Raw genomic sequence first — 21,029 nt, forward strand, 5'->3', positions numbered from 1 at the left:
ACTCTATTTTTATTTTTTATATTAATATTCCGGATTTTGTTTAATAACGACAGGATTTGCATTAATCTCGCGTTGCGGTATAGGATATACTAATTGATAATCTTTCACCGTGAACTTACTGCTCTCCTGGCTGCTATTATTCATTGTTTCGACAGCAGTACCTGTACGAATCAAATCGAACCACCTATGGTTTTCAAAAGCGAGTTCCAATCTTCTTTCATCCGCAATGGCTTTTCTGAAACTTGTTTGATCCGGCAAATCGTCTGAATCATAAGTAGATACTCCTGCGCGCGAACGTATACTGTTCAGAAGCGTAAAGGCCTCACCTGAATCGTCACCCGTATATCCTATTTCATTTAAAGCTTCTGCCAGCATAAGAACTACATCCGCATATCTTAAAACTATTACATTTATATCAGAATCCTGATCCTTAACGGTAGGACCTACATATTTTTTTGCATATAATTTATTGTTGCTGACTCCGATTGTTACATTCTTGCGCTTGTCATCTGAAGAATATAAATCGTACAATTCTTGTGTCGGTATATTCTGGTTGTATACAGCTCCCACAATACCCAATGTCGGACCTTCGCCTGTAGGTGCAAACAGATTAGCCAAAGCACTTCCCTCGTTTTCTAAGTTTGAGGTAAAGTTAACTTCAAAAATGGATTCTTCATTGTATTCATTATCCGGACCGAATATTTGTGAATAATTTTTCACCAAAGCATATCCTTTTACGTTGTGCAGTGCTTCCACAGCTTCCTGATACTGCTTCAATGTAAGATATACTTTTCCCAAAAGCGTATATGCCGCCCCTATAGTAGCCCTTCCTTTCTCTTCCTGAATAGCAGGCAATCTTTTGATCGCTTCTTTCAAATCGATAATTACCTGTTCATATACTTTAGACTTATTTTCACGACCGACACTTAATAAATCTGCGGGGTCTTTAGTTTCGGTAAGAATCAACGGAACATCACCAAACAGTCTGACAAGATTAAAATAATTAAGTGCTCTTAAAAAGTAGGTTTCTCCTATAGTAATTGTTTTTAGGGGTTCATCCATAGCTATATTGTCTATCCGCTCAAGTAAAATATTACAAGATTGAATTGCTTTATAACAGTCAGTCCATGAAGCTTCTATGATGCTATTGTCTGTTGCTACCTGAAGTATCTCAAATTGATAATACACACCTCCACGCACTGTGGCAGACGTTTCTTTCGAATTATCAGAAGGAACTTCCATCAGGAAATGGAAATTTTGTCCATATTGGCCGTTTGATTGCAGAAAAGCATAAACCGAATTTAATAGCTGTGTGAAATCTTCGGGCTTAGTATAACTATTTTCTTTAGTCGAACTGGAAATAGGATATAAATCCAACATATTCGTACAAGAAGTTATAGTAAAAATACCACTAATGAGAATAAATAATATTTTTTTCATAATGCAATTTTTAAGGTTGTTAAAAACTAATGGAAGCACCTACGACAAAATTCTTTTCTGCAGGATATTGTCCTAAGGTCACACCAGCGTTAAGTGGATTTGACGAGCCTTCACTTTCGGGATTCAGCCCCATGTATTTGGAAACAAGAAGCGGGTTTTTAACCGAGACGTAGACTCTTACATTAGTCAAAAAGGTTCGCGTTAACCACTTCTTATCCAATGTATATCCCAAGGAAATATCCCTTATTCTAAAGAAACTTCCGTCTTGCATCATTAAGTCAGACTCTCTGCTTAAAGTATTCGAGTTTGACCCGGCTTTTGCGTATTTTCCGGGCTTATCAGGACTTATCCATCTGTTGTTATAATATTCCTTGGACATAACAGACCAAATTTCACTACTTAAAATGGTAGTAGGAAGGTCTCTGTTTATAACATCAACACCGTAAACTCCCTGTATCGTTATACCTAAATCAAAATTCTTATAAAACAATTGAATGTTTCCACCATAAGTAAATTCGGGGTGAGGATTACCGATGATTTCCCGATCTTTTTCCGTTATGGTATTATCGCTGTCATCAATGTTTTTGAAAATATAGTCACCCGCTTTTTGTGAGTCCCGATAATTAGGTAAAGATTTCAGTTGCTCTTCGTTTTCAAATATACCGATGATCCGATAACCATACAATGCTCCGATGGGATGACCTACTTTTGTGATATTTCGTGCCGTAATTATTTCATTTTGATTTGCCCCCAATGACAATACTGTATTCTTATTGGTCGAGAAATTGGCAGAGATCTGATAATTAAAATCTTTGATATGGTTCTTGAATGAAGCTGCAAATTCAAAACCTTTATTCCGAACACTACCTACATTCTGTAAAGAGGTAGAATAACCGGAATATGCAGGTACCGGCACTTCAAGTAGCATATCGCTTGTTTTCGATACATAATATTCAAAGTTTAAATTCAGCGCATTCCTAAATAAGCCAACATCAAGTCCGACATTAACAGTATTATTTTTTTCCCAGGATAAGTTGGCATTGGGAGATGTGTTTGGTCTCATTCCGGCTACCAGATTGCCATTGAAGTTATATTTAGCGCTACTCATCAGAGACAAACTGGAGTAATTACCAATCTCATCATTTCCTGAAATACCCCAACTTATACGTGGTTTTAATTCACTAATAATATCATTTTTCGGAAAAAAGTTCTCTTCTGATATTCTCCATGCGGCAGAAAGTGATGGAAATAGTCCAAATCTGTTATTGCGTCCAAATCTCGATGAGCCATCCATACGTAAAGCTGCCGTAAAAAAGTATTTCTTCTTATAGTCATACTTCAGTCTTCCAAAATATGAGAGTAACGCCCATTGATAACGGGTTGCAGAAGCGGTGTTTATAGTAAGAGCCGCATTCAATGTGGGGATATCATCATTAGGAAAGTTTTCCGCATCAATAGAGTTATTATTTGTCGTTTCTTTTTGGAATGACATACCACCCAGTATTTCAAAATCATGTTTTCCCCAACTCTTGTTGAAGGTTATTGTATTTTCAGACATCCAGTTGAAGGTTTCATAGGTAGAAGACGCAGCTTTTGCTACAGTCGGAGCGGCTTGCCTATAAGCGCCAATCGTAGATGGTCTATAATACTCGGCTCTGTTGGATATAAAATATCCTCCAACATAAGTTTTGAACGTAAGACCTTTAAGTGGCGTATAAGACAAGTATGCACCACCTAGAATCTTAAAGTTTTCAACTTGATTGGTCGTTAAGTTGGCAGTTGCAACATTGTTCTCCACTTCTGCCATACCTCCATAATTTTGAACCGCATGGATCTGTTTGCTTATTGCATAAGATCCATCGGGTTCATATACCGGGAAGAATGGATAGGAATTGTAAATCCCCATTGATAAAGGAGACTCTTCCCAGCCTTCCGTTATCTTATCTTGCATAGAATAATTGGGATTTAAATTAATTCCAAATTCAAATTTGTTTGATAGTTTTGATGTCAAATTTACTCTGCCCGAAATTCTTTCGTAGTCAGAACCGATTACTATTCCTTTTTGTTTGTAGTAACTGCCTGAAACAAAATAAACGGTTTGTTCATTTGCGCCTGAAACCGATAACTCATAATAATTTGTAGGTGCATCTCTAAATATATGATCTTGCCAATTGGTATTTACCAATCCCTGTTGATGCTCTAAATATGGCTTTATAAAATTGGGAATTTCTTGATTCTTATATTGAAAAGCTTCAGCCATCAATTCGGCCTGCTGATATGCATCTACAAGATCATATTTTTTCTCAACTTGTTGAACACCATAATATGTGTTAAATGTGTATTGTGCCTTACCAGCTTTCCCCTTCTTTGTAGTAATAAGAATTACACCATTTGCAGCTCTGGAACCATAAATTGCTGCAGAAGCTACATCTTTCAGAACGTTAATGCTCTCTATATCATTAGGATTGATTGAATTCAGTCCCACATCATCCGTCACCGGTAAACCATCTACAACAACCAAAGGTGAACTTCCGGAACTAATGGTTCCAGTACCTCTGATAGAAATCTGTGGATTGCCACCCGGTGCTCCACTTGCTTGTTTGACATAAATTCCTGGCATTCTTCCCGCAATAGCCTGTCCGGGATCACTATAAGATATGCTTTCAAAATCTTTAGACTTAACTTGGCTGACAGCGGTTGATAAATCAGATTTCCTTTCCGTTCCATAACCAATTACAACCACCTCATCCAACAATTCAGAATCTTCTTTTAATACAACTCTTGCCAACTGCTTGTCCTTCGCCGAAAATGTCAATGCGCCATAGCCAACAAATGAAATAGCAACCTTTGAATCTTCCTGAACATCAGTTAGAGAATACTTCCCTTCCAAATTGGTTATAGTACCTAACGCCGTTCCAACCACCGTAACACTCGCACCGATAACAGGTTCACCTTTCTCATCTACTACCGTTCCGGAAACATTTATATTCCGCTTCTTCTCTTGTTCTTTACGAATCAAAACGATGATATTTTCTTGCTCCTGTTTGTAAGTGAGTTCCATTTTGCCTAGAAGTTGCTTCATGACCTGCTGAATCGTTGCATTCTGTACATTCAACGATACTTTCTGATTTAATTCAGGAAGATTCTCATTGTAGAAGAATTTGTAATTACTTACTTGCTCGATTTTCTTTAAAGAGGCTCTTAAAGAGATGTCTTTTACATTCACCGTTATTTGAGAATAAGCGGTAAAAGAGACGCTTAAAAACAATAGCAGACAAAGAGCCCGCAGTGTTTTCCAGTTCTTACTTCTCCCTGCATTTGTTCGAGGGAATTTCTCAAAGGTTGTTCTGTTTTTCATATATCAAAACTTTTAAGTTGTTTGATAGGTATACAGACTGTCATACTCGCTCGTCCAATCGTCTATCAGACTTTAACTCTCGTTAACTTATTCAATTCAGAGAACAAAAAAGCCATTCCAAAGAAGCGGGCTCCGGAATGGCTCTATTCTATATTTTACTCAATAAGTAATTATACTACTTTGTATTCACCAATATTACGTTCTTCAGCATTAAAGGAGACACCGACTTTAACCAGCTCACGCCCGTCTGTTTGATAAGGTAACAGATATCCTTTTTCATCTATTTGTTTCAGAGCTTCGTCTACTGTTCCTTCCAGCTTAAACTCAAAAACATAAATACGGTCTTTTGTTTCCACCACGGCATCGGCACGCCCTTTTGCACTGCGGACTTCCGCATCTACATATTGTCCCATCAACTTAAAGACAAGATAGAAAATAACCTGATAATGACGTTCAGTCTTTGTATTCAATTCGTAGGGAATGTCGGCAAAGAATGATTTCATACGTTCCATAAAAGAATGAACGTCGCCCGACTGAAGTTCACGGACAAACTTAACGGCGTTAAAGTCCGTTTCATCAGAAGAGATGGGGGTATAATAGGGTATCAGGAATTTAAGGAAACCATATTTCACCTCGTCATTCGGGAAGCCTAATGTATATAGGTTCAATGATTTATCGAAATTTTTAATCGTCAAATAGCCGCTTTGGTAAATCATCGGAAGAGGATTCTTTGCTTCGGCCCGATATTCGGCAAAGCCGGAACTACCGACTTCCAAACCGTCTATGAGTAAACGTAAGTCATAATCACTTTGTTTCAACAAGTCTACAAGATAGGTAGGGGTACCGGTCTGGAACCAGTAATTATCAAACATTAATCCATCAAAAACATTGAGCACACTGAAGGGATTAAACAATCCATCTTCGCTATATGTAAAGTGATATCCATCGTACATCGCTGTCATTTTATCGACAGTATCGTCAAAAGACATCTCCTGTACTTCTGCCAAGCGCTCCAACTCGGGAGTAAATGTGGATACTAATTCCTTTTTAGTAATACCGCAGATATTGGCGTATGGAATCTTCATACTTATATCATTCAGCTGATTCAAATCACTGAACACACTTACTTGGGCAAATTTTGTGACTCCTGTCAGGAAGATGAACCGAAGATAGCGGTCGGAACTTTTCAGTACACCGTAAAAGGCTTTCAGGATACGACGGTATTCATCCAGCAGGTTCTCGTCTAAAAGGGCTTGCAGCAAGGGTTTATCATACTCATCTACCAATACCACAACTCCTTTTCCTGTTTTCAAGCAGGCTTGCTCAATGACATAGCTAAAACGTTCTTCAGGACTGCGGTCTTTTTTCTCATCGCCATAGACGGCTTCCCATTTTTCCAAATATTGGTTTAGCATGGCAACCAAATCTGCCGCCGTCTCATATTTCTTCGCATTCAAGTCAAGATGCAAAACCGGATATTGCTCCCATTTCTTCTCTAACTTTTCAATTGCCAAACCCTCAAAAAGGTCTTTACGACCCTGAAAATAGGCTTCAAGAGTAGAAATAAGCAGACTTTTGCCAAAACGACGGGGACGACTAAGGAAATAAGGCTTTCCCGTATTTATTATTTGCCATAAAATAGATGTTTTGTCCACATAAAGATAATTCCCTTGGCGTATATCTTCAAATGTCTGTATCCCTATCGGCAATTTGCGCTCTAATGTATTCATTGCATCTTCAAATTAGTGTACCACAAATATAGATGTTATTCGATGAATAAACAAAGATACTCTATGAAAGTTCCACTTATTTCTCTTTCAAAACTATCACCGAACCGTCCATTTCATAATAGAAAGGTGAAGTTAGCATCAGAATATTCAGCGCATTCTGTATGCCGCCTCCCGGAATGGTTCCGGTGAAATATTCATTAGGTAGTTTATTGGAGTCGAAACGAATCTCTACGTCATAAATACGTGAAAGAGTTTTCATGATATTTTCCAAAGATTCTTTCTCAAAGTACATATTTCCTTTCGTCCACTCAATATAGTCAGTCGGATGCACTTGAGTGGCTGTTATCTTATGAGTGGCTTTATTATATTCTATTTTGTCGCCGGGCTTCATGATATGCGATATTTTCTGCGCATAGACCCCAACTTTCCCTTCCAAAAGAACGACTATCACGTCTTTAGCATCTTCATAGGCGGATACATTAAAAGAAGTACCGAGCACTTTCACTTCCAAATCACCGATTTGCACAATGAAGGCGTGTTTCTCATCATGGGCTACTTTAAAATAGGCTTCACCATTCAGTTGCACGCGACGAACTTTTTCTCCGAAATTATTCAGATAACTTAATTGGGAAGCTGAATTGAGCACGACATTTGTTCCGTCCGGTAGCTCAATGGTTGCTTTATCTCCTTTGCCCGCTTTCACAATAAAGGGTGTTTCTGCCGTTGGAGAAGAATCTAAAAGATAGTAAGTGAAGAAAGCGACACAGACAGGTAATAAAATGGCAGCAACCCATTTCCAAGGGATGATACGGAGGGGGCGCACTTCCTTGCCCAAAGTTTCTTCTTTGATCCGGGCAAAAAGCTTATCACGCAACACCGGATTCATGGAGGAATCCGTTCTCTCAAACTCTTGTTCCCACCAGTCGTGCAACTGACGGTCATTCTTTATCCAGTCTGACAGTTCTTTTATCTCGACATCCGTGATCGTTTCTTCGAAATATTTTTCAATTAGCTCTTTATAATGTGTCTTATCCATCTTTTCACTTATTTACAAGTATACATTTTCATCCTACTTCCCATCCAAAAACAAGTATTACTATTACATTTCATTAACAAAAAAGGCAAACAAAAGGGTAATTACCTTATCATAATGCTTCATCAACTGTTCACGCATAAATTTCACAGCCAAAGATAATTGGGTAGCAACCGTACTTTCGGAAATTCCCATGATTTCGGCTATTTCTTTATTTGTGTAATTCTGCCTTTTGCTCAAAATGAATATTTTCTTCCGTTGCGCAGGCAGTTCTTCGGCAAGAGAATCGATATACTCATTCAAAAAGCGCAGATCAATATTCTCTTCTGTCTGTGAATCACAGTCTACGCTACTTTTCATGAGATATTCATTGTAAACATACTCTACGGTCTGACGCTGATACATATTCATCAATAAGTTTTTGGCAATCGTACAGAGAAAAGAGATAAACGAGGAAGCCGGGTCTACTTTTTCATGCACTTCCCATATACGAATGAAAGTGGCTTGCACCACTTCTTCGGCCATATATTGATTGCCGGAAGAGAGTCGCATAATGAAATTGTACAGTTTGCCACTATACATATTATACAATCTTTCGAATGCCTGAAAGGAACCGCCTTTTAAGTCGATTAATAAATGTTTTTCATCTGTAGAATCTACCATATCTTAGAATTTTGCAACAAAGGTATGCAGCCATAGGTCATAAACAGGTGACAATATTATTAATATTTTCTCAATTATCCGACTTTTCTGAAGAAAAAGATAGTAAATAGCAAATAGTAACGCCATCCGGTCAGGATAATGACGCTATCCAATCAGGATAGTGACGGTATCCGAACCGGATGGCGTTACTATATTTAGTGAGGTAGTTCGTACTAATAAGTCAGACGAACACCTGCTTGTATGTTGAAGTTAAACGGATTCTCTTTACGTATAGTCTGTATATCGGAGCCATCATTGAAATAATAAGCAACACCCGGTTCCACGTAAATACCCAAACGTTTCGTTGCATTGATCTGCGCACCTACACCACCGGATACCGAGAACTGCAAAGGCTTCACTGTTTCTTTTTCAGATCCTAGCTTTCCATAAACACATTTCTCAACCATACCTCCACCGGAAACATAAAGAGTGACGAGTTTCTTATCCAGGAAGTTCCAGTTGGCACGCAACGGAATACCGATATAATGCAGTTTCTGCTCTATCTGTTGTTCTTCACCTGCCAGTTTTGCATCCGAAGAAAGCAGCGTATAAGTCAGTCCTGTCTCAAGAGAGAATCCTTTAGCTAAACCTTTACGAACGGACAATCCGAAAGAAATAGGCTGATGATGTTTAATGTCAACCACCTGTTTTGCCTGACGCAGGTAAGGTACTCCATCTTCGAAAACCAATGTTTGGTCATTAGGAATCGTCTCCATCAGACCGTTGGAAACTGAAAGCATACTCACACGTGACATATAAGCATGAGATCCGGCACCTACTTCTGTTGAAGCACCTCCTGAATTTCCTACCGAAAGTCCCATTGACCATGTTCCCTTTTGAGAAGATCTTTTTTCTGTCGGAATATGAAGTTTGTCTTTACCGGAAGGACGACGCGGTCTGTTATTCGATCGCTCTGTATCCTGTGACTGTCCCTGACTGACATCTGTATTTTCTGCCTGCTTCGGTTCATCTTTTACATTTTCAGTTTCTCCATTTCCTTTTACATTCTTATCTTCCTCACTCAAAGAGTCTTCTCCATTTCCTGTTGAAAGTTTATTTTCATTACCGATCCCTAATGGATCTACACCTGTTTTCTGCTCCGTATGATTCCTGTCGACTTTCACCAAACGATCTTTGCGAGTTACCGGCCGTAAGACAGGTTCCACAGCAGTTCCCTGCATATCCGGTTGTTGCACACCCGGCAATGCATCGGGCGTGGAAGCCAATGCCGGAGTTTGTATATGACGTATTTCATCCGCAGCGGGTGTCCCTAGAAAATACAGACTTACTGACGAAACGACAGCTAATATTATAACAGCTGCAGCAGCCATCATCCATTTTCGATAAGGATATATTTTCTTCTCCACAGGAGGCATAAGTTCTTTCTCCAGTTGTTCCCAACCGGAAGCAGGCACCGGCTCGGAATAATCCGCGAGCTTCTCCTTCAACTTATTCATCCACAATTCTTTCTCTTCCATCTCTATCTATCCATTATGCATTATCCATTCTTTTACTCTTTTTGCTAATACACTCTTCGCACGAAACAGTTGCGAAGCTGAAGATTTTTCATTGATACCTAATACCTGTGCGATTTCTTTATGCGATTTGTCTTCAAATGTATAAAGATTGAACACAGTACGATAGCCGGCGGGTAATTCTTCAATAAACTGCATCAACACATTTTGTGGTATCGCTTCTACATCGGAAGCATCCGGCTCTTCATATTCTTCGGGCAACTCTTCCAAAGGTGTCGACTGATTAATCACATCATTTTTCCGAAGATACTGTAAAGCTGTGTTGACCATCACCCGTTCCATCCAGGCTCGCAAAGAGCCTTCACCCCTCCAGGTGAACTTATCGAACGAATCGAATATCTTTAAAAAACCGTCGTGAAGCAGATCCTGGGCTGTATCCCGGTCGCCGGTATAGCGTAGACAGATGCCAAGCATACGCCCCGCATACTGTTCATACAGTTCCTTGCGGGCCCGGTTATTACCCAGCCTACATTGTTCCGACAACTCTATTTCTTCCATTCTCTTATACACGTGTTTACCTTATAAATGCAGCAAAGATAGAAATACTGCATAGAGAGAACAACTCTTTTATCACTTTTGTTTCTTTAACAGATCCGAATGCAATATTTTCTATCCTCTTGCATTTTCACTACAGAAAACATAAATATTATAAAATCTAAAACCTAGTAAGTATATGAAGAAATTTAAATTCATTGCCTTTATCTTTGCTATTATGACTACCATGCCGATTCTCCAGTCATGCTTGGACGACGATGATAATTCGTCCGATCTTCTGGCTATCAGCACCATCAATATGATTAGCCAGGATAGCAAGGAATTTTATTTCACTTTGGATGACGGGAAAAAGATGTATCCCAGCAACTCACAAGGATGGAACAATGAAGATTGGGTGGAGGGACAAAGAGCTTTTGTGATATTCAACGAGTTGGAAGAGCCTGTGAATGGATACGACCTTAATATTCAGGTGAAAGGTATCAATCCAATCTTAACCAAAGACATCGTCACAATGGGTGAAGATGACAACGACGAAGAGAAAATCGGAGATGATAAGATCAACACGACTTATATGTGGATCAATAAGGATAATAAATATCTGACGATTGAATTCCAATATTACGGAACACATAGTGAAGATAAAAAACATTTCCTGAATCTGGTGATTAATGACAAAGAAGAGACTGCTCCCACTGCTGACGAAGGCAATGCGGAGGACGAATATATCAATCTGGAATTCCGTCATAACAGTGAAGGAGATGATCCTCAACGTTTGGGTGAAGGATATGTGTCTTTCAAACTGGATAAGATTAAAGACCGGATGGAGGGGAAAAAGGGACTAAGAATTCGTGTCAACACCATTTATGGCGGGCCGAAAACTTATGAAGTGAAATTTCCTTAGACGACTAATCTAATGTGAACATGCGAAACACACTCTTTTTTAATATAATATATTAATTACGCAAAAGAGGGCGGTAGTTGTGAAACTGCCGCCCTTTTACTTTCTTCTTTATATTCTTTCTTCTAAAAGAGTTATTTCTTATCTCCCAGATAATTCCAAACAACTGCACTCAATGCAGCTCCTACAAATGGAGCAATGATAAACAGCCACAACTGCGACAATGCTTCTCCTCCTTGGAATAATGCCGGAGCAATACTACGTGCCGGGTTTACAGAAGTCCCTGTGATAGGAATACATACAATATGTACCAATACAAGAGTCAAACCGATGGCAAGTCCTGCCAGATTGCCTGCTCCCTTCTTCGGATCGGTAGAGCCGAGCACTACCAATACAAATATGAAAGTAAATACTGCTTCCGCAATAAATGCCTGCAACATTTCTCCATCACCAAAACCATTCGAACCTGTCGCTGTAGGCCCGTCATGAGCACCGGTAGAAACTAAAGCAAAAAGAATAGCCGAACCGATAATAGCTCCGATTACCTGGAAAATCATATACATACCTGCATCTTTTCCATTCATACGACCAGTCAAAAACACTCCTAATGTAATAGCAGGATTAATGTGACATCCCGAAATACCTCCGATAGCATACGCCATCGCTACTACGGATAAACCAAAGGCTAAAGCTACGCCGATTGTTCCCACACCAGCACCTACTGTATCAGCCAAACCACCAGCAAAGACGGCGCTACCACATCCCATAAGAACGAGCACCATCGTTCCAATCATTTCTGCAATGTACTTTTTCATAGTAATTAATATTGTTTTTGTTTACTTTCCAAAAATAAGCAATTCAGACTAGAAATCAAAACATATCCGTATTATTATAACGCAACTTTGCTACATTTTTTACAGAAAGAGATTGTTCTCGATGGAAAAAGGGATTCCCTAATGTGCTATAACAAACATTGTATGGACTGTAAAGAAAGCATTTCCTTGGGAACCGCCGCCTTTATTTCCTCTTTCAGGACGCATAAGAGACTGTGGCGAATAAAATCTTTATTTGTTACCAGTACCACTTGCCGTGTAGGTCGGGGAATGGCAAACGGACGTACCAACTGCCGCTGTTCTTCCGTCAATTGCATCACTGCCAATTCGGGAATAAAAGTGATTCCTTTTCCACTTTCTACCATTCGCATAAAGGTTTCCATACTTCCCAAACGATAGGCCATCTGATTAACCTTCACGGCCTCCATCTGACAGAAACGGACGAGTTGATCGCGAAAACAGTGTCCTTCGTCCAAAAGCCAAAGATGTTCGCCTGTTATATCAGAAGTACGGATCATATCATGCTTGAAAGAGGATTCTTTTCGTGACACATAAGCGTAAAATTGCTCATAGAAAAGAGTTTCTTCTGTCAAGAACGTATCTTCCAGTTTGCTGGCAATAATTCCCGCATCCAAATCTCCGACATGCAAAGCCTGCTGAATATCCTGTGTCTTCATTTCCGTGACACGAATATCCAGTTCGGGATATTTTTCCATTAGTTGAGGAAAAAAGCGAGGAAGCAGATAGGGAGCGATAGTAGGTAATACCCCCAAGCGGAATACGCCTGACAATGACTGTTTATCTTCACTGATTATTTCTTTCACTTGAGCTGCCTGCGCCAGAATCACGCGAGCCTGGTCTATCACTTTCTGCCCGATGGGTGTCGGACAAACGGGTTGCACTGTCCTATCGAACAACTTTACTCCCAGTTCATCTTCCAGTTTCTGAATCATTGCACTCAAAGTAGGCTGCGTCACACGACAATATTCAGCTGCCCGTGCGAAATGCCTGAACTGGTCTACAGCCAGTATATACTCTAATTGTTGTATCGTCATCTATCAAATCTTATTAAGTTATAGATTTCATCTATGCAAAGATAGAAATTTTCAGTTTGACAGCAAGCATTTTACGCCTTATCTTTGCAGTACAGAAAAAAAGAGAACAAGTATAAATCATTAAAAATAGAAGAATATGAAAACTTTAGAATTTATCAAATTGAACGAATCGGGAGCAAACAACGTAGTAGCATCTTTGCAACAACTATTAGCAGACTTCCAAGTGTATTACACCAATCTTCGCGGTTTCCACTGGAATATCAAGGGACATAATTTCTTTGTACTCCACAGTCAATTCGAAAAGATGTATGATGACACGGCTGAAAAGGTGGATGAAATCGCAGAACGTATCTTGATGTTGGGCGGCACTCCTGCCAATAAATTCAGCGATTATCTAAAAGTAGCAAATGTGAATGAAGTGGATAAGGTAAGCAACGGAGACGAAGCATTGAATAATATCCTTCAGTCTATCAGCTATCTGATTGGCGAAGAACGTAAGATTTTGTCTATCGCTTCTCAAGCCGGAGACGAAGTAACCGTTTCGATGATGAGCGATTATTTGAAAGAACAGGAAAAATTGGTTTGGATGTTGGTTGCTTATAATAGCAAGTAATTGAAATAAAAGGTTTAGGTTTTAGGTGAGAAAGAGAGGATATTTCCGCAAAAGGAATATTCTCTCTTTCTTATTAAGAGAAAACGAAACAGGAAATCTCTTAATATAGATATTAATAAAAATTACTCCACTAAAATAACATTCTGCAACCTAATATCATTAGAAGCGGCACCAATCATAAGATGGAAATTTCCAGACTCTACTACTTTCTTCAAAGTATAGTTAACCAAGAAAAAGTCCTCCTCTGTCAAAACAAAAGTAACTTTTTTCTCTTCTCCTTTTTTCAAATGGAAACGTTCAAAATGTTTCAACTGTTTCATCGGCTGAACAACTGATGCATATTCATCTCTCATATAAAGTTGTGATACTTCTTCGCCATCATACTTCCCTGTATTCTTTACTTTAAATGAGACTTCAAAACAACGAGCAGATTTCTGCACTACCTGCAAATCAGAATATTCAAAAGTGGTATAACTCATCCCATAACCAAAGCTATATAACGGAGAAGATGACACTTCCACATAATCATGATTCCGAGGAGCTTTCTGATTATAATAAACCGGAATCTGACCTACAGAACGCGGAACGGAGATTGGCAAACGTCCAGAAGGATTATAATCTCCAAAGAGAACATCCGCTATGGCATTTCCACCCTCCTGCCCCGGATAGTAAGCAGTCAGTAGTGCATCAGCATATTCCGAAGCCCAATTCTTTTCTAAAGGACGACCTTCAATATAAACGACAATCAAAGGCTTACCTGTCTTTTGCAAAGATTCCAATAGTTCTTGTTGTCTACCAAGTAAGGATAAACTGGCACGGTCAAATCCTTCTCCACACTCCATATCACTTACACTACCCTCTTCAGCTACAGCCGCACCTGTTTCTTTATAGCTCGTTTTAAAATCACGGGCACTGGAACCACCCACAACCACAATTACAACTTCGGAGCGACGGGCAGCTTCAATTGCTTGTTCTATCTCATTCACTGTAGTATCACGAATAGCACAGCCTCGTACATATTCCACACGAGAAGGAGATAATTTTGTTATAATTCCATCAAGAACAGTTTTCACGTTACTATCTTCCTGCGGAGCTGTATAGTCCCCTAACATATTATATCGATTGTCAGCATTAGGGCCAATTACCGCCACCTTATTTATCATCTTGCTTAAAGGAAGAATTGAATTCTCATTTTTGAGAAGTGTTATGGAAGACTGTGCGATTTTACGTGCCAGTTCGATATGTTCTTTACGGCGTACTGTTTTAGCAGCAATTTTCGGATCCACATAAGGATGCTCAAACAAGCCCATCTCAAACTTCATCCGTAACACCCGGCAGACAGCCGTATCAATCACAGTCTTATCCATTTGTCCGGATTGAACTGCATGACAAAGGTTGGTATAAGCATCCCCACCCAAGTCAACATCAACGCCAGCCATTACAGATTGTATGGCTGCATTCTCTTTGGTTGGAGCAACAAAGTGGCTTTCGTGAATCCCTTCAATACTATATAAATCGGAAACTACAAAGCCGCGAAACTTCCATTCATTACGCAAAAGTTTAGTCAGCAAATAATGGTTCGACGTACAAGGTATCCCATCTATCGAATTGTATGAAGTCATTACAGACAATGCCCCTGCATCTATTGCCTTACGAAAAGGAGGAAGAAAATTCTGATGCAAATCACGAATACCCACTGAAGCATAATTACCATTCTGTCCACCCTCCGGCACAGCGTATGCCAGAAAATGTTTCAAGGTAGCTATGGTAGCGTATTTTTGTGATAGATTACCTCCACCTAAACCGTCAACCATAGACGCCCCTAAAATACCGCTTAATACCGGATCTTCCCCAAATGTTTCTTCCACGCGGGACCAACGGGGATCACGGGTCAGATCAAGTACGGGACCGTAACTAATATGCCCACCTTGGGAACGAATTTCTTTAGCGATAACTTGACCAACTTCTTTTACTAACTCCGGTGACCAGGTAGCCGCCATTCCGATACCCGTAGGAAAAACAGTAGTACCAATTGCCATGTGCCCATGAGGGGCTTCTTCTGCTAAAAACATCGGAATTCCCAGACGGGTATTCTCCATCACATACTTTTGCAATGCATTTCCTGCCTTTGCTGCCAGTTCCGGATTAAGTCCATTTGCTATAGTTTTCTTTGTCCAAGGATCGGCACGATAGGTTGCCCAAAGCATTCCTACATTCCTTTCTTTGATTAATTGCTTGAACTTTTCGGAAGGATGAACTTCACTACCATGGATTTCATACATTTCCCAACCTAAAGGACAAAGTAACTGACCGACCTTTTCTTCTAAAGTCATGCGGGAAAGTAAATCTGAAAGTCTTATATCTATCGACAAACAGCGATCTTTGTAAGCAGGTAACGAGGGAGAGGATTGAGTAAACCCCAAAGTACATACCATCTGTACTATCACCAAGATATACAATCGTTTTATCATAATGTTATATGCAGTAAAATGACTCAATTAATTTATAGTGTATTTCTAATCTTTCAAATAGAGATATTCAATCCTACTTACCTATTTCTCCTTCAAATATAACTGTATGTACAGGTTGATGAGCATCATTTGTTATCAACTTGACCTTTGCATCCAATAGATGGTTTGAAGATGATACATTTAATTCAAACAGAACCTCCAGACACTCATTTTGCTTCAAAACCTTTTCACCCCGGATATTAGTAGAAACAAATTCCGGACATTCTATCTTGCGGATAATAAGAGGATTCGCCCCTTCATTAGTAACTTTTACTTTTCGCTGAATATGCTTTTTTAATGAGATATTCCCCAAATTAAAATAAGATTGTGAACATTTCATCCGGGGAGCAGTTGCCGTGCTTACTTTTCTCATATCATCAATCACTGTACCAAAGATTTGTATAGGAGAACTGTGTACGGAATTGGCACTAATAATAATCTTATCTTTAAATGTACCGTAAAAGCCTTTTAAAGGAGAAGCTGTTATTTTTATAGTCGCATAAGATCGACCTTGAAGAGATGATGGCATAGAAATCGACAAACATCCGCTCTTATCCAACAGCGAGTATGACAACCTGACCATTTTATCCGATCGGTTATAGATTCTAATTTCCAATTGTTTTGGCCTCCCATTATGTTGTAACAGATCATAAGATAGAGTCATTCGGTCTGCCAGAATATCTGATGATAAAGAATAAGGATATTCATCCTCTATACGATTCATTGTATTTATCGTGCCTTTTACCCAAAGAGTATTGACACTTTGCCCTGAATTAGAAACAACCCTTATACTCTTAGAGAAAAAGTTTGTTCGCCCTTTAGGATCGAAAGTTACGGTAATAGTGCCTGTATGCCCTGGTTTTACAGGTTGTTTACTATAAACAGAAATGGCACACCCACAAGTTGAAATCACTTCTTCAATCACAACCGGAGAAGTATGCATATTAGTAAAATGAAAAGTATGACTCACTTTGCCTCCTACTTCCTGAATATTACCAAAATTCCAAGTAGTAGTATCAAAACGCAATACAGCTCTTCCCTGTTGTTGCGCACATACGCCAACAATAGAGCACAGTAAAACGATCAAAGCTGACATAAAACGTTTCATCATCATTTCTTTAAGTTAATATTGGGAGCTACGTAAAAACACAATAACTCCCAATATAAAATCACATTTTAATTATCTTGAGGCAAATCATTGAATTCTGCATTCCAAATGATATTTGCCGAAGCCGGGAAAGTTAAATCACGCCCATTGCCCGAACTGTCCTTCAATGTATTTCCTTCTCCTTCATCCAATTTCCAATAGCCATATAAGTCCGAAGAAGATGGAGAAGCTATTGTACGCAAGTTAGCTTTTACTTCTTCCGCTGTCAGACACTTCTTCCACATACGAATATCAGAAATCAGACCATCAAAATACATACTTGAACTTGTATTACCAAACTGAATACCAGTCAACGTATATCCCACCTTGAATCTTTGAGAAGAGGATGGTCCCCAACGTTTAGTAGGTTTTGCAGAAGCAACTTCCTCACCGTTAATATATAAACGATAAGCAACCTCAGTATTCTGGCCCGTTTTCGTTCCGTCACAAGTAATAGTCAACCTAACCCATTGATTAGCCGGCAACGTTATATTTTGATTAGCCAATGTCAAGTCACATTGACGATTACCAATATTAGACGCTCCCGTTGCACCAGTTACACGTAGTTCACAACCACTAAAAACCTCATTATTATTGTTGGTATCCTTACCACGCCATGTACCTATATAATTAGTTCCACTGTGCCAATTATATGGATATACAAGCATTTCAAACGTATGTGTATTATCTTCAATCGTAACTACTTCATCATTTGCGAAACTTAACGTACGATACATATCCGTTGAATAAGAACTCATATTCAATCCCGGTATATAATCCAATTCCCCATCAATGCTAATCGTAAAATAAGAAACAGAACGAGTGTCCGTTACAAATTGTCCTACACACGTTTCATCTATTGTTGCAACAATAGGAAGCAAATATTCTTCACCTTCCACCAAACCGAACAATGATGAAAACTTAACTGATAAGGAATTGGATTCTTGCTGTCCTGCCTTCACTATCGCATTTTTAGCTTGCAACTCATAGACAAAAGCGGGCATCATCTTATAAGACGTGTTATTTGCAGCGTTATAAGCCTCTACCATACTTTCGTCCACGGCAATGTCACACAATAAAGTAGTAGCAGCAGGTTTATCCAGTTTGATAGTATAATCATAAACATAGCTTCCTGCATCCAGTATCTCCCTATAATCAATAGAAACAGGTCCTGCCTCCGACTGTGGCATCTCTATTGTCGGCAATTCAATAAAATCATTGTCATCATCCGAACAAGATGTGAATCCTACTCCTCCCAATAAAACAAGCAAAAGGAGAGTTAATCTATTTATATTGTTTTTCATTATCATACAGTCTATTCATTTATTATTACCTTATTCAAGACATTTATTCGTATCATCATAAGTCCAGTCAATCGTGATTCCATTCTTATAACTGATATCACGCTTTGACGGAGATAAATCATAGAAAGTAGTTCCTTCTCCTTCATTCATTCTCCAATAAGACACAAGCCCATTGGTAGAAGGGTCTACCCCACATACATTTGCTTTAATTTCACGAGCAGACAAAGGACGAGTCCAAAGACGCATCTCACTCAAACGACCATAAAACAATTGTGAAGATTGATAACCTTTTGAAGGCATACCGATCTGTACTCCATAAAGCGCATATTCATACGGAGCAACTGTCATTGAGTTATCTTTCTCTCCATTGATATACAATGTCAACGTACTGCCGTCATTTACCAAGGCAACAGCATACCAGGTATTTAAAGCAAAGCGAGTATTCGATGACATTTTACCCTGTTTAGTTGTTACATGCAACTGGTTCGGTTCATCCGTTCCTTCACCAAAACGAAGCAGGTTCTGGTCACATTTAAAGCCTCCATCATCAATCGCTCCCCCTTCTACAGATGCTTCACTACCTCCAAATGAGCAAACACGGGTAGTACCGGAAGCTCCGGAAGAACGGAATTTAGTGGCGTAAATCTTCACTTCCCATGTATAAGTAGGCAAAGAAGGAATAGGATCCGGAAGCAAAAATTGATAAGCCATAGAAGCCTGTCCTACATACGGAGCATGGAAACGCAATGTTCGAGATACTTTCAGGAAAATAGTACGCCCTGCTTCTATAATATCCAAATCTCCCGTCGCACTTTTTATGGTAACCGGTATCAAATAAACACGTCCCGGAACAAATTCCGAATCATCGGCAATTGAAAGAGAGGCAGCAGAAGAAATTGCCTGTCCTGCTGAAATCGTAACCTCCGGATTTTCAAATGTATATGATTTATCCGGAATGGGATAATAATTGGTTCCCATTTCCTCATTATAAGTATCAACCAGACTTGCATCAACAGCCAAATTCACCTGAATATCCGATTCAACGCGAGAAGTTGAAGTCACAGAAACAGCATACGCAGATGGAAATCCATCAATGGCGAACTTTACCAATCTATCCGAAGATGTTCCGGTCATTAACAACCCGTCACCTTTTTGAGCGGCTTCCTGGCATCCCTGCAGCATAAAAGAAGCTATTCCTATCAAAGCAACTCCCCATATCTTTTTTATATTATTCAATGTTTTCATACCTTGCATACAAATTTAAAAATCATCCATTTTCTTCTTCCGTTTCTTGTTTAGTAGACTGTTGTACAGGCTTTCCGGCAGGATTTTGTTCCTGAATACCACGCCGAAGGCTATAATAAGGAATAGCGGCTTTCTCTTTATCACCTATAGCCTGATTAGCAGGACGAGTGGTATTGTATTCATATTCAAAATAATATCCGCCGAATCCGCCTTTTCGTCCTTGTGTAGGATTCCAGCGTGCCATACCTATTACAGAATAGATTGGATTGCCCCATGAATCTACTTTATTTCCATCGGCTTCCGTAAATTCGACTCCACCATTCTGCCAGTACCATCCCATTTGTTCCGTAGCAACGAATTTTTCAGGAGGACACCAGCTGCTAAGCTGGTCAAATTTAGATTGCAAACTTTGAGCACTACCGGTGGTGTAACATTGTCGTACAAAATAATCGACATAAGGTTCTGTTTCCTTAGGAGGAAGCTGATTATAGAAGTCAACAATTAATAATTTGTCTGTACCCGATTGAGGACCGAAATAATTTCCCAATACCTTTATAAACTTTGTAAAGTTATCATTTTGCAACCAGTCGCCTTCCGGTTCGTAGTCCAAGTCCAAACCATCCAGATCATTACGCAACACACATCTCGCAAGATGCAAAGCATAAGCCTCGATACCTGCGTCGGTTTTAGGAAACTCCGTACTTCCAATACGGCAAATCGTACACATCACAACGCGAGTTCCCTTTACTGTACGGATATAATTCATTTCCTCATAAGCAGTCGGCAAATAACGCTCGTTATAATAACTCGTTTCTACATAAGCCGGATTGTTGGAAGGAATACCTGACCACAGACTGACAATGTCCAGACTATCCGGCAGACCAGTGAAATGAAGCCCCTGCGAAGGAGATGCTTCTGAAGTATAACCGGCATACCAGCCGAAACAAATAGCATGATCTGTTTTCTTATATTCACGCAGGTTCTGATAATATTCTTCATTATAAGTATTAGCTGCCTGTATAACTTCCGGTTCAATATCCGTATCACAACCACTCACAACAAATGTCAAGAGACAGGTGAACAAAAAATATACATAATTTCTTTTCATATTCTGCATTATTTAAGTAACCA

Annotated in this window: 16 protein-coding genes; 2 read left to right on the plus strand and 14 right to left on the minus strand. The window is 39.4% G+C overall.

Annotated features, from left to right (window positions below; all coding sequences use genetic code 11):
• Positions 1-21 precede the first annotated feature (21 nt).
• From DXA54_RS21835 to DXA54_RS21865, 7 genes are all read right to left on the minus strand, one after another.
• Complete coding sequence (locus DXA54_RS21835; protein ID WP_004325424.1) at positions 22-1,440, minus strand: RagB/SusD family nutrient uptake outer membrane protein; 1,419 nt, start codon at positions 1,438-1,440, stop codon at positions 22-24.
• Positions 1,441-1,459: 19 nt separating this feature from the next.
• Positions 1,460-4,798: a TonB-dependent receptor gene (locus DXA54_RS21840; protein WP_120080648.1), complete on the minus strand. Its 3,339-nt coding sequence runs from the start codon at positions 4,796-4,798 to the stop codon at positions 1,460-1,462.
• Positions 4,799-4,968: 170 nt separating this feature from the next.
• Positions 4,969-6,528 carry an ATP-binding protein gene (locus DXA54_RS21845; protein ID WP_008648506.1) on the minus strand — a complete coding sequence of 520 codons (1,560 nt, stop codon included), beginning with the start codon at positions 6,526-6,528 and terminating at the stop codon, positions 4,969-4,971.
• Between the two features lie 76 nt (positions 6,529-6,604).
• A complete protein-coding gene (locus DXA54_RS21850) occupies positions 6,605-7,564 on the minus strand; it encodes a FecR family protein (protein ID WP_120080649.1) in 960 nt (319 codons plus the stop codon).
• Positions 7,565-7,627: 63 nt separating this feature from the next.
• A complete protein-coding gene (locus DXA54_RS21855) occupies positions 7,628-8,224 on the minus strand; it encodes an RNA polymerase sigma-70 factor (RefSeq protein WP_120080651.1) in 597 nt (198 codons plus the stop codon).
• Between the two features lie 212 nt (positions 8,225-8,436).
• On the minus strand, positions 8,437-9,741 hold the full coding sequence (locus tag DXA54_RS21860) for an outer membrane beta-barrel protein (protein ID WP_008648508.1): 1,305 nt from the start codon (positions 9,739-9,741) through the stop codon (positions 8,437-8,439).
• A 6-nt stretch (positions 9,742-9,747) separates the two neighbouring features.
• Positions 9,748-10,296, minus strand: a complete 549-nt coding sequence (locus DXA54_RS21865) for an RNA polymerase sigma factor (protein ID WP_004305819.1) — start codon at positions 10,294-10,296, stop codon at positions 9,748-9,750.
• A 175-nt stretch (positions 10,297-10,471) separates the two neighbouring features.
• Here DXA54_RS21865 and DXA54_RS21870 point away from each other — a divergent pair, with 175 nt between their 5' ends.
• On the plus strand, positions 10,472-11,194 hold the full coding sequence (locus DXA54_RS21870) for a NigD-like protein (protein ID WP_004325420.1): 723 nt from the start codon (positions 10,472-10,474) through the stop codon (positions 11,192-11,194).
• 131 nt (positions 11,195-11,325) lie between these two features.
• Here the strand turns inward: DXA54_RS21870 and DXA54_RS21875 are convergent, their stop codons facing one another.
• A complete protein-coding gene (locus DXA54_RS21875; protein ID WP_004302280.1) occupies positions 11,326-12,006 on the minus strand; it encodes an MIP family channel protein in 681 nt (226 codons plus the stop codon).
• Between the two features lie 146 nt (positions 12,007-12,152).
• The gene (locus DXA54_RS21880) at positions 12,153-13,079 is read right to left on the minus strand and encodes a hydrogen peroxide-inducible genes activator (protein WP_004302279.1); all 927 of its coding nucleotides are present in this window, start codon (positions 13,077-13,079) and stop codon (positions 12,153-12,155) included.
• A gap of 136 nt (positions 13,080-13,215) precedes the next feature.
• Between DXA54_RS21880 and DXA54_RS21885 the strand changes: the two genes are divergently transcribed.
• A complete protein-coding gene (locus tag DXA54_RS21885; protein WP_004305814.1) occupies positions 13,216-13,692 on the plus strand; it encodes a Dps family protein in 477 nt (158 codons plus the stop codon).
• Between the two features lie 122 nt (positions 13,693-13,814).
• On the opposite strand, the gene DXA54_RS21890 is transcribed toward DXA54_RS21885, so the two are convergent.
• The 5 genes from DXA54_RS21890 to DXA54_RS21910 all read right to left on the minus strand — a co-directional run bounded on the left by DXA54_RS21890 (position 13,815) and on the right by DXA54_RS21910 (position 21,006).
• Positions 13,815-16,163 carry a glycoside hydrolase family 3 N-terminal domain-containing protein gene (locus DXA54_RS21890; RefSeq protein ID WP_032852640.1) on the minus strand — a complete coding sequence of 783 codons (2,349 nt, stop codon included), beginning with the start codon at positions 16,161-16,163 and terminating at the stop codon, positions 13,815-13,817.
• Between the two features lie 73 nt (positions 16,164-16,236).
• Positions 16,237-17,313: a DUF1573 domain-containing protein gene (locus DXA54_RS21895; RefSeq protein WP_004310010.1), complete on the minus strand. Its 1,077-nt coding sequence runs from the start codon at positions 17,311-17,313 to the stop codon at positions 16,237-16,239.
• A gap of 65 nt (positions 17,314-17,378) precedes the next feature.
• The gene (locus DXA54_RS21900; protein WP_224440802.1) at positions 17,379-18,653 is read right to left on the minus strand and encodes a BT_3987 domain-containing protein; all 1,275 of its coding nucleotides are present in this window, start codon (positions 18,651-18,653) and stop codon (positions 17,379-17,381) included.
• Positions 18,654-18,683: 30 nt separating this feature from the next.
• Complete coding sequence (locus DXA54_RS21905; RefSeq protein WP_032852641.1) at positions 18,684-19,898, minus strand: DUF1735 and LamG domain-containing protein; 1,215 nt, start codon at positions 19,896-19,898, stop codon at positions 18,684-18,686.
• A gap of 22 nt (positions 19,899-19,920) precedes the next feature.
• On the minus strand, positions 19,921-21,006 hold the full coding sequence (locus DXA54_RS21910) for an endo-beta-N-acetylglucosaminidase family protein (RefSeq protein WP_032852642.1): 1,086 nt from the start codon (positions 21,004-21,006) through the stop codon (positions 19,921-19,923).
• Positions 21,007-21,029: the final 23 nt, after the last annotated feature.

The sequence above is a fragment of the Bacteroides sp. OF03-11BH genome, from assembly GCF_003604005.1.
GTDB classification, from domain to species: Bacteria; Bacteroidota; Bacteroidia; order Bacteroidales; family Bacteroidaceae; genus Bacteroides; species Bacteroides ovatus.

What these genes read in the sequence shown, in the direction of transcription:
- DXA54_RS21835 (WP_004325424.1), bottom strand. Translation starts at nt 1,440, where the DNA reads ATGAAAAAAATATTATTTATTCTCATTAGTGGTATTTTTACTATAACT.
- DXA54_RS21840 (WP_120080648.1), bottom strand. Translation starts at nt 4,798, where the DNA reads ATGAAAAACAGAACAACCTTTGAGAAATTCCCTCGAACAAATGCAGGG.
- DXA54_RS21845 (WP_008648506.1), bottom strand. Translation starts at nt 6,528, where the DNA reads ATGAATACATTAGAGCGCAAATTGCCGATAGGGATACAGACATTTGAA.
- DXA54_RS21850 (WP_120080649.1), bottom strand. Translation starts at nt 7,564, where the DNA reads ATGGATAAGACACATTATAAAGAGCTAATTGAAAAATATTTCGAAGAA.
- DXA54_RS21855 (WP_120080651.1), bottom strand. Translation starts at nt 8,224, where the DNA reads ATGGTAGATTCTACAGATGAAAAACATTTATTAATCGACTTAAAAGGC.
- DXA54_RS21860 (WP_008648508.1), bottom strand. Translation starts at nt 9,741, where the DNA reads ATGGAAGAGAAAGAATTGTGGATGAATAAGTTGAAGGAGAAGCTCGCG.
- DXA54_RS21865 (WP_004305819.1), bottom strand. Translation starts at nt 10,296, where the DNA reads ATGGAAGAAATAGAGTTGTCGGAACAATGTAGGCTGGGTAATAACCGG.
- DXA54_RS21870 (WP_004325420.1), top strand. Translation starts at nt 10,472, where the DNA reads ATGAAGAAATTTAAATTCATTGCCTTTATCTTTGCTATTATGACTACC.
- DXA54_RS21875 (WP_004302280.1), bottom strand. Translation starts at nt 12,006, where the DNA reads ATGAAAAAGTACATTGCAGAAATGATTGGAACGATGGTGCTCGTTCTT.
- DXA54_RS21880 (WP_004302279.1), bottom strand. Translation starts at nt 13,079, where the DNA reads ATGACGATACAACAATTAGAGTATATACTGGCTGTAGACCAGTTCAGG.
- DXA54_RS21885 (WP_004305814.1), top strand. Translation starts at nt 13,216, where the DNA reads ATGAAAACTTTAGAATTTATCAAATTGAACGAATCGGGAGCAAACAAC.
- DXA54_RS21890 (WP_032852640.1), bottom strand. Translation starts at nt 16,163, where the DNA reads ATGATAAAACGATTGTATATCTTGGTGATAGTACAGATGGTATGTACT.
- DXA54_RS21895 (WP_004310010.1), bottom strand. Translation starts at nt 17,313, where the DNA reads ATGATGAAACGTTTTATGTCAGCTTTGATCGTTTTACTGTGCTCTATT.
- DXA54_RS21900 (WP_224440802.1), bottom strand. Translation starts at nt 18,653, where the DNA reads ATGAAAAACAATATAAATAGATTAACTCTCCTTTTGCTTGTTTTATTG.
- DXA54_RS21905 (WP_032852641.1), bottom strand. Translation starts at nt 19,898, where the DNA reads ATGAAAACATTGAATAATATAAAAAAGATATGGGGAGTTGCTTTGATA.
- DXA54_RS21910 (WP_032852642.1), bottom strand. Translation starts at nt 21,006, where the DNA reads ATGAAAAGAAATTATGTATATTTTTTGTTCACCTGTCTCTTGACATTT.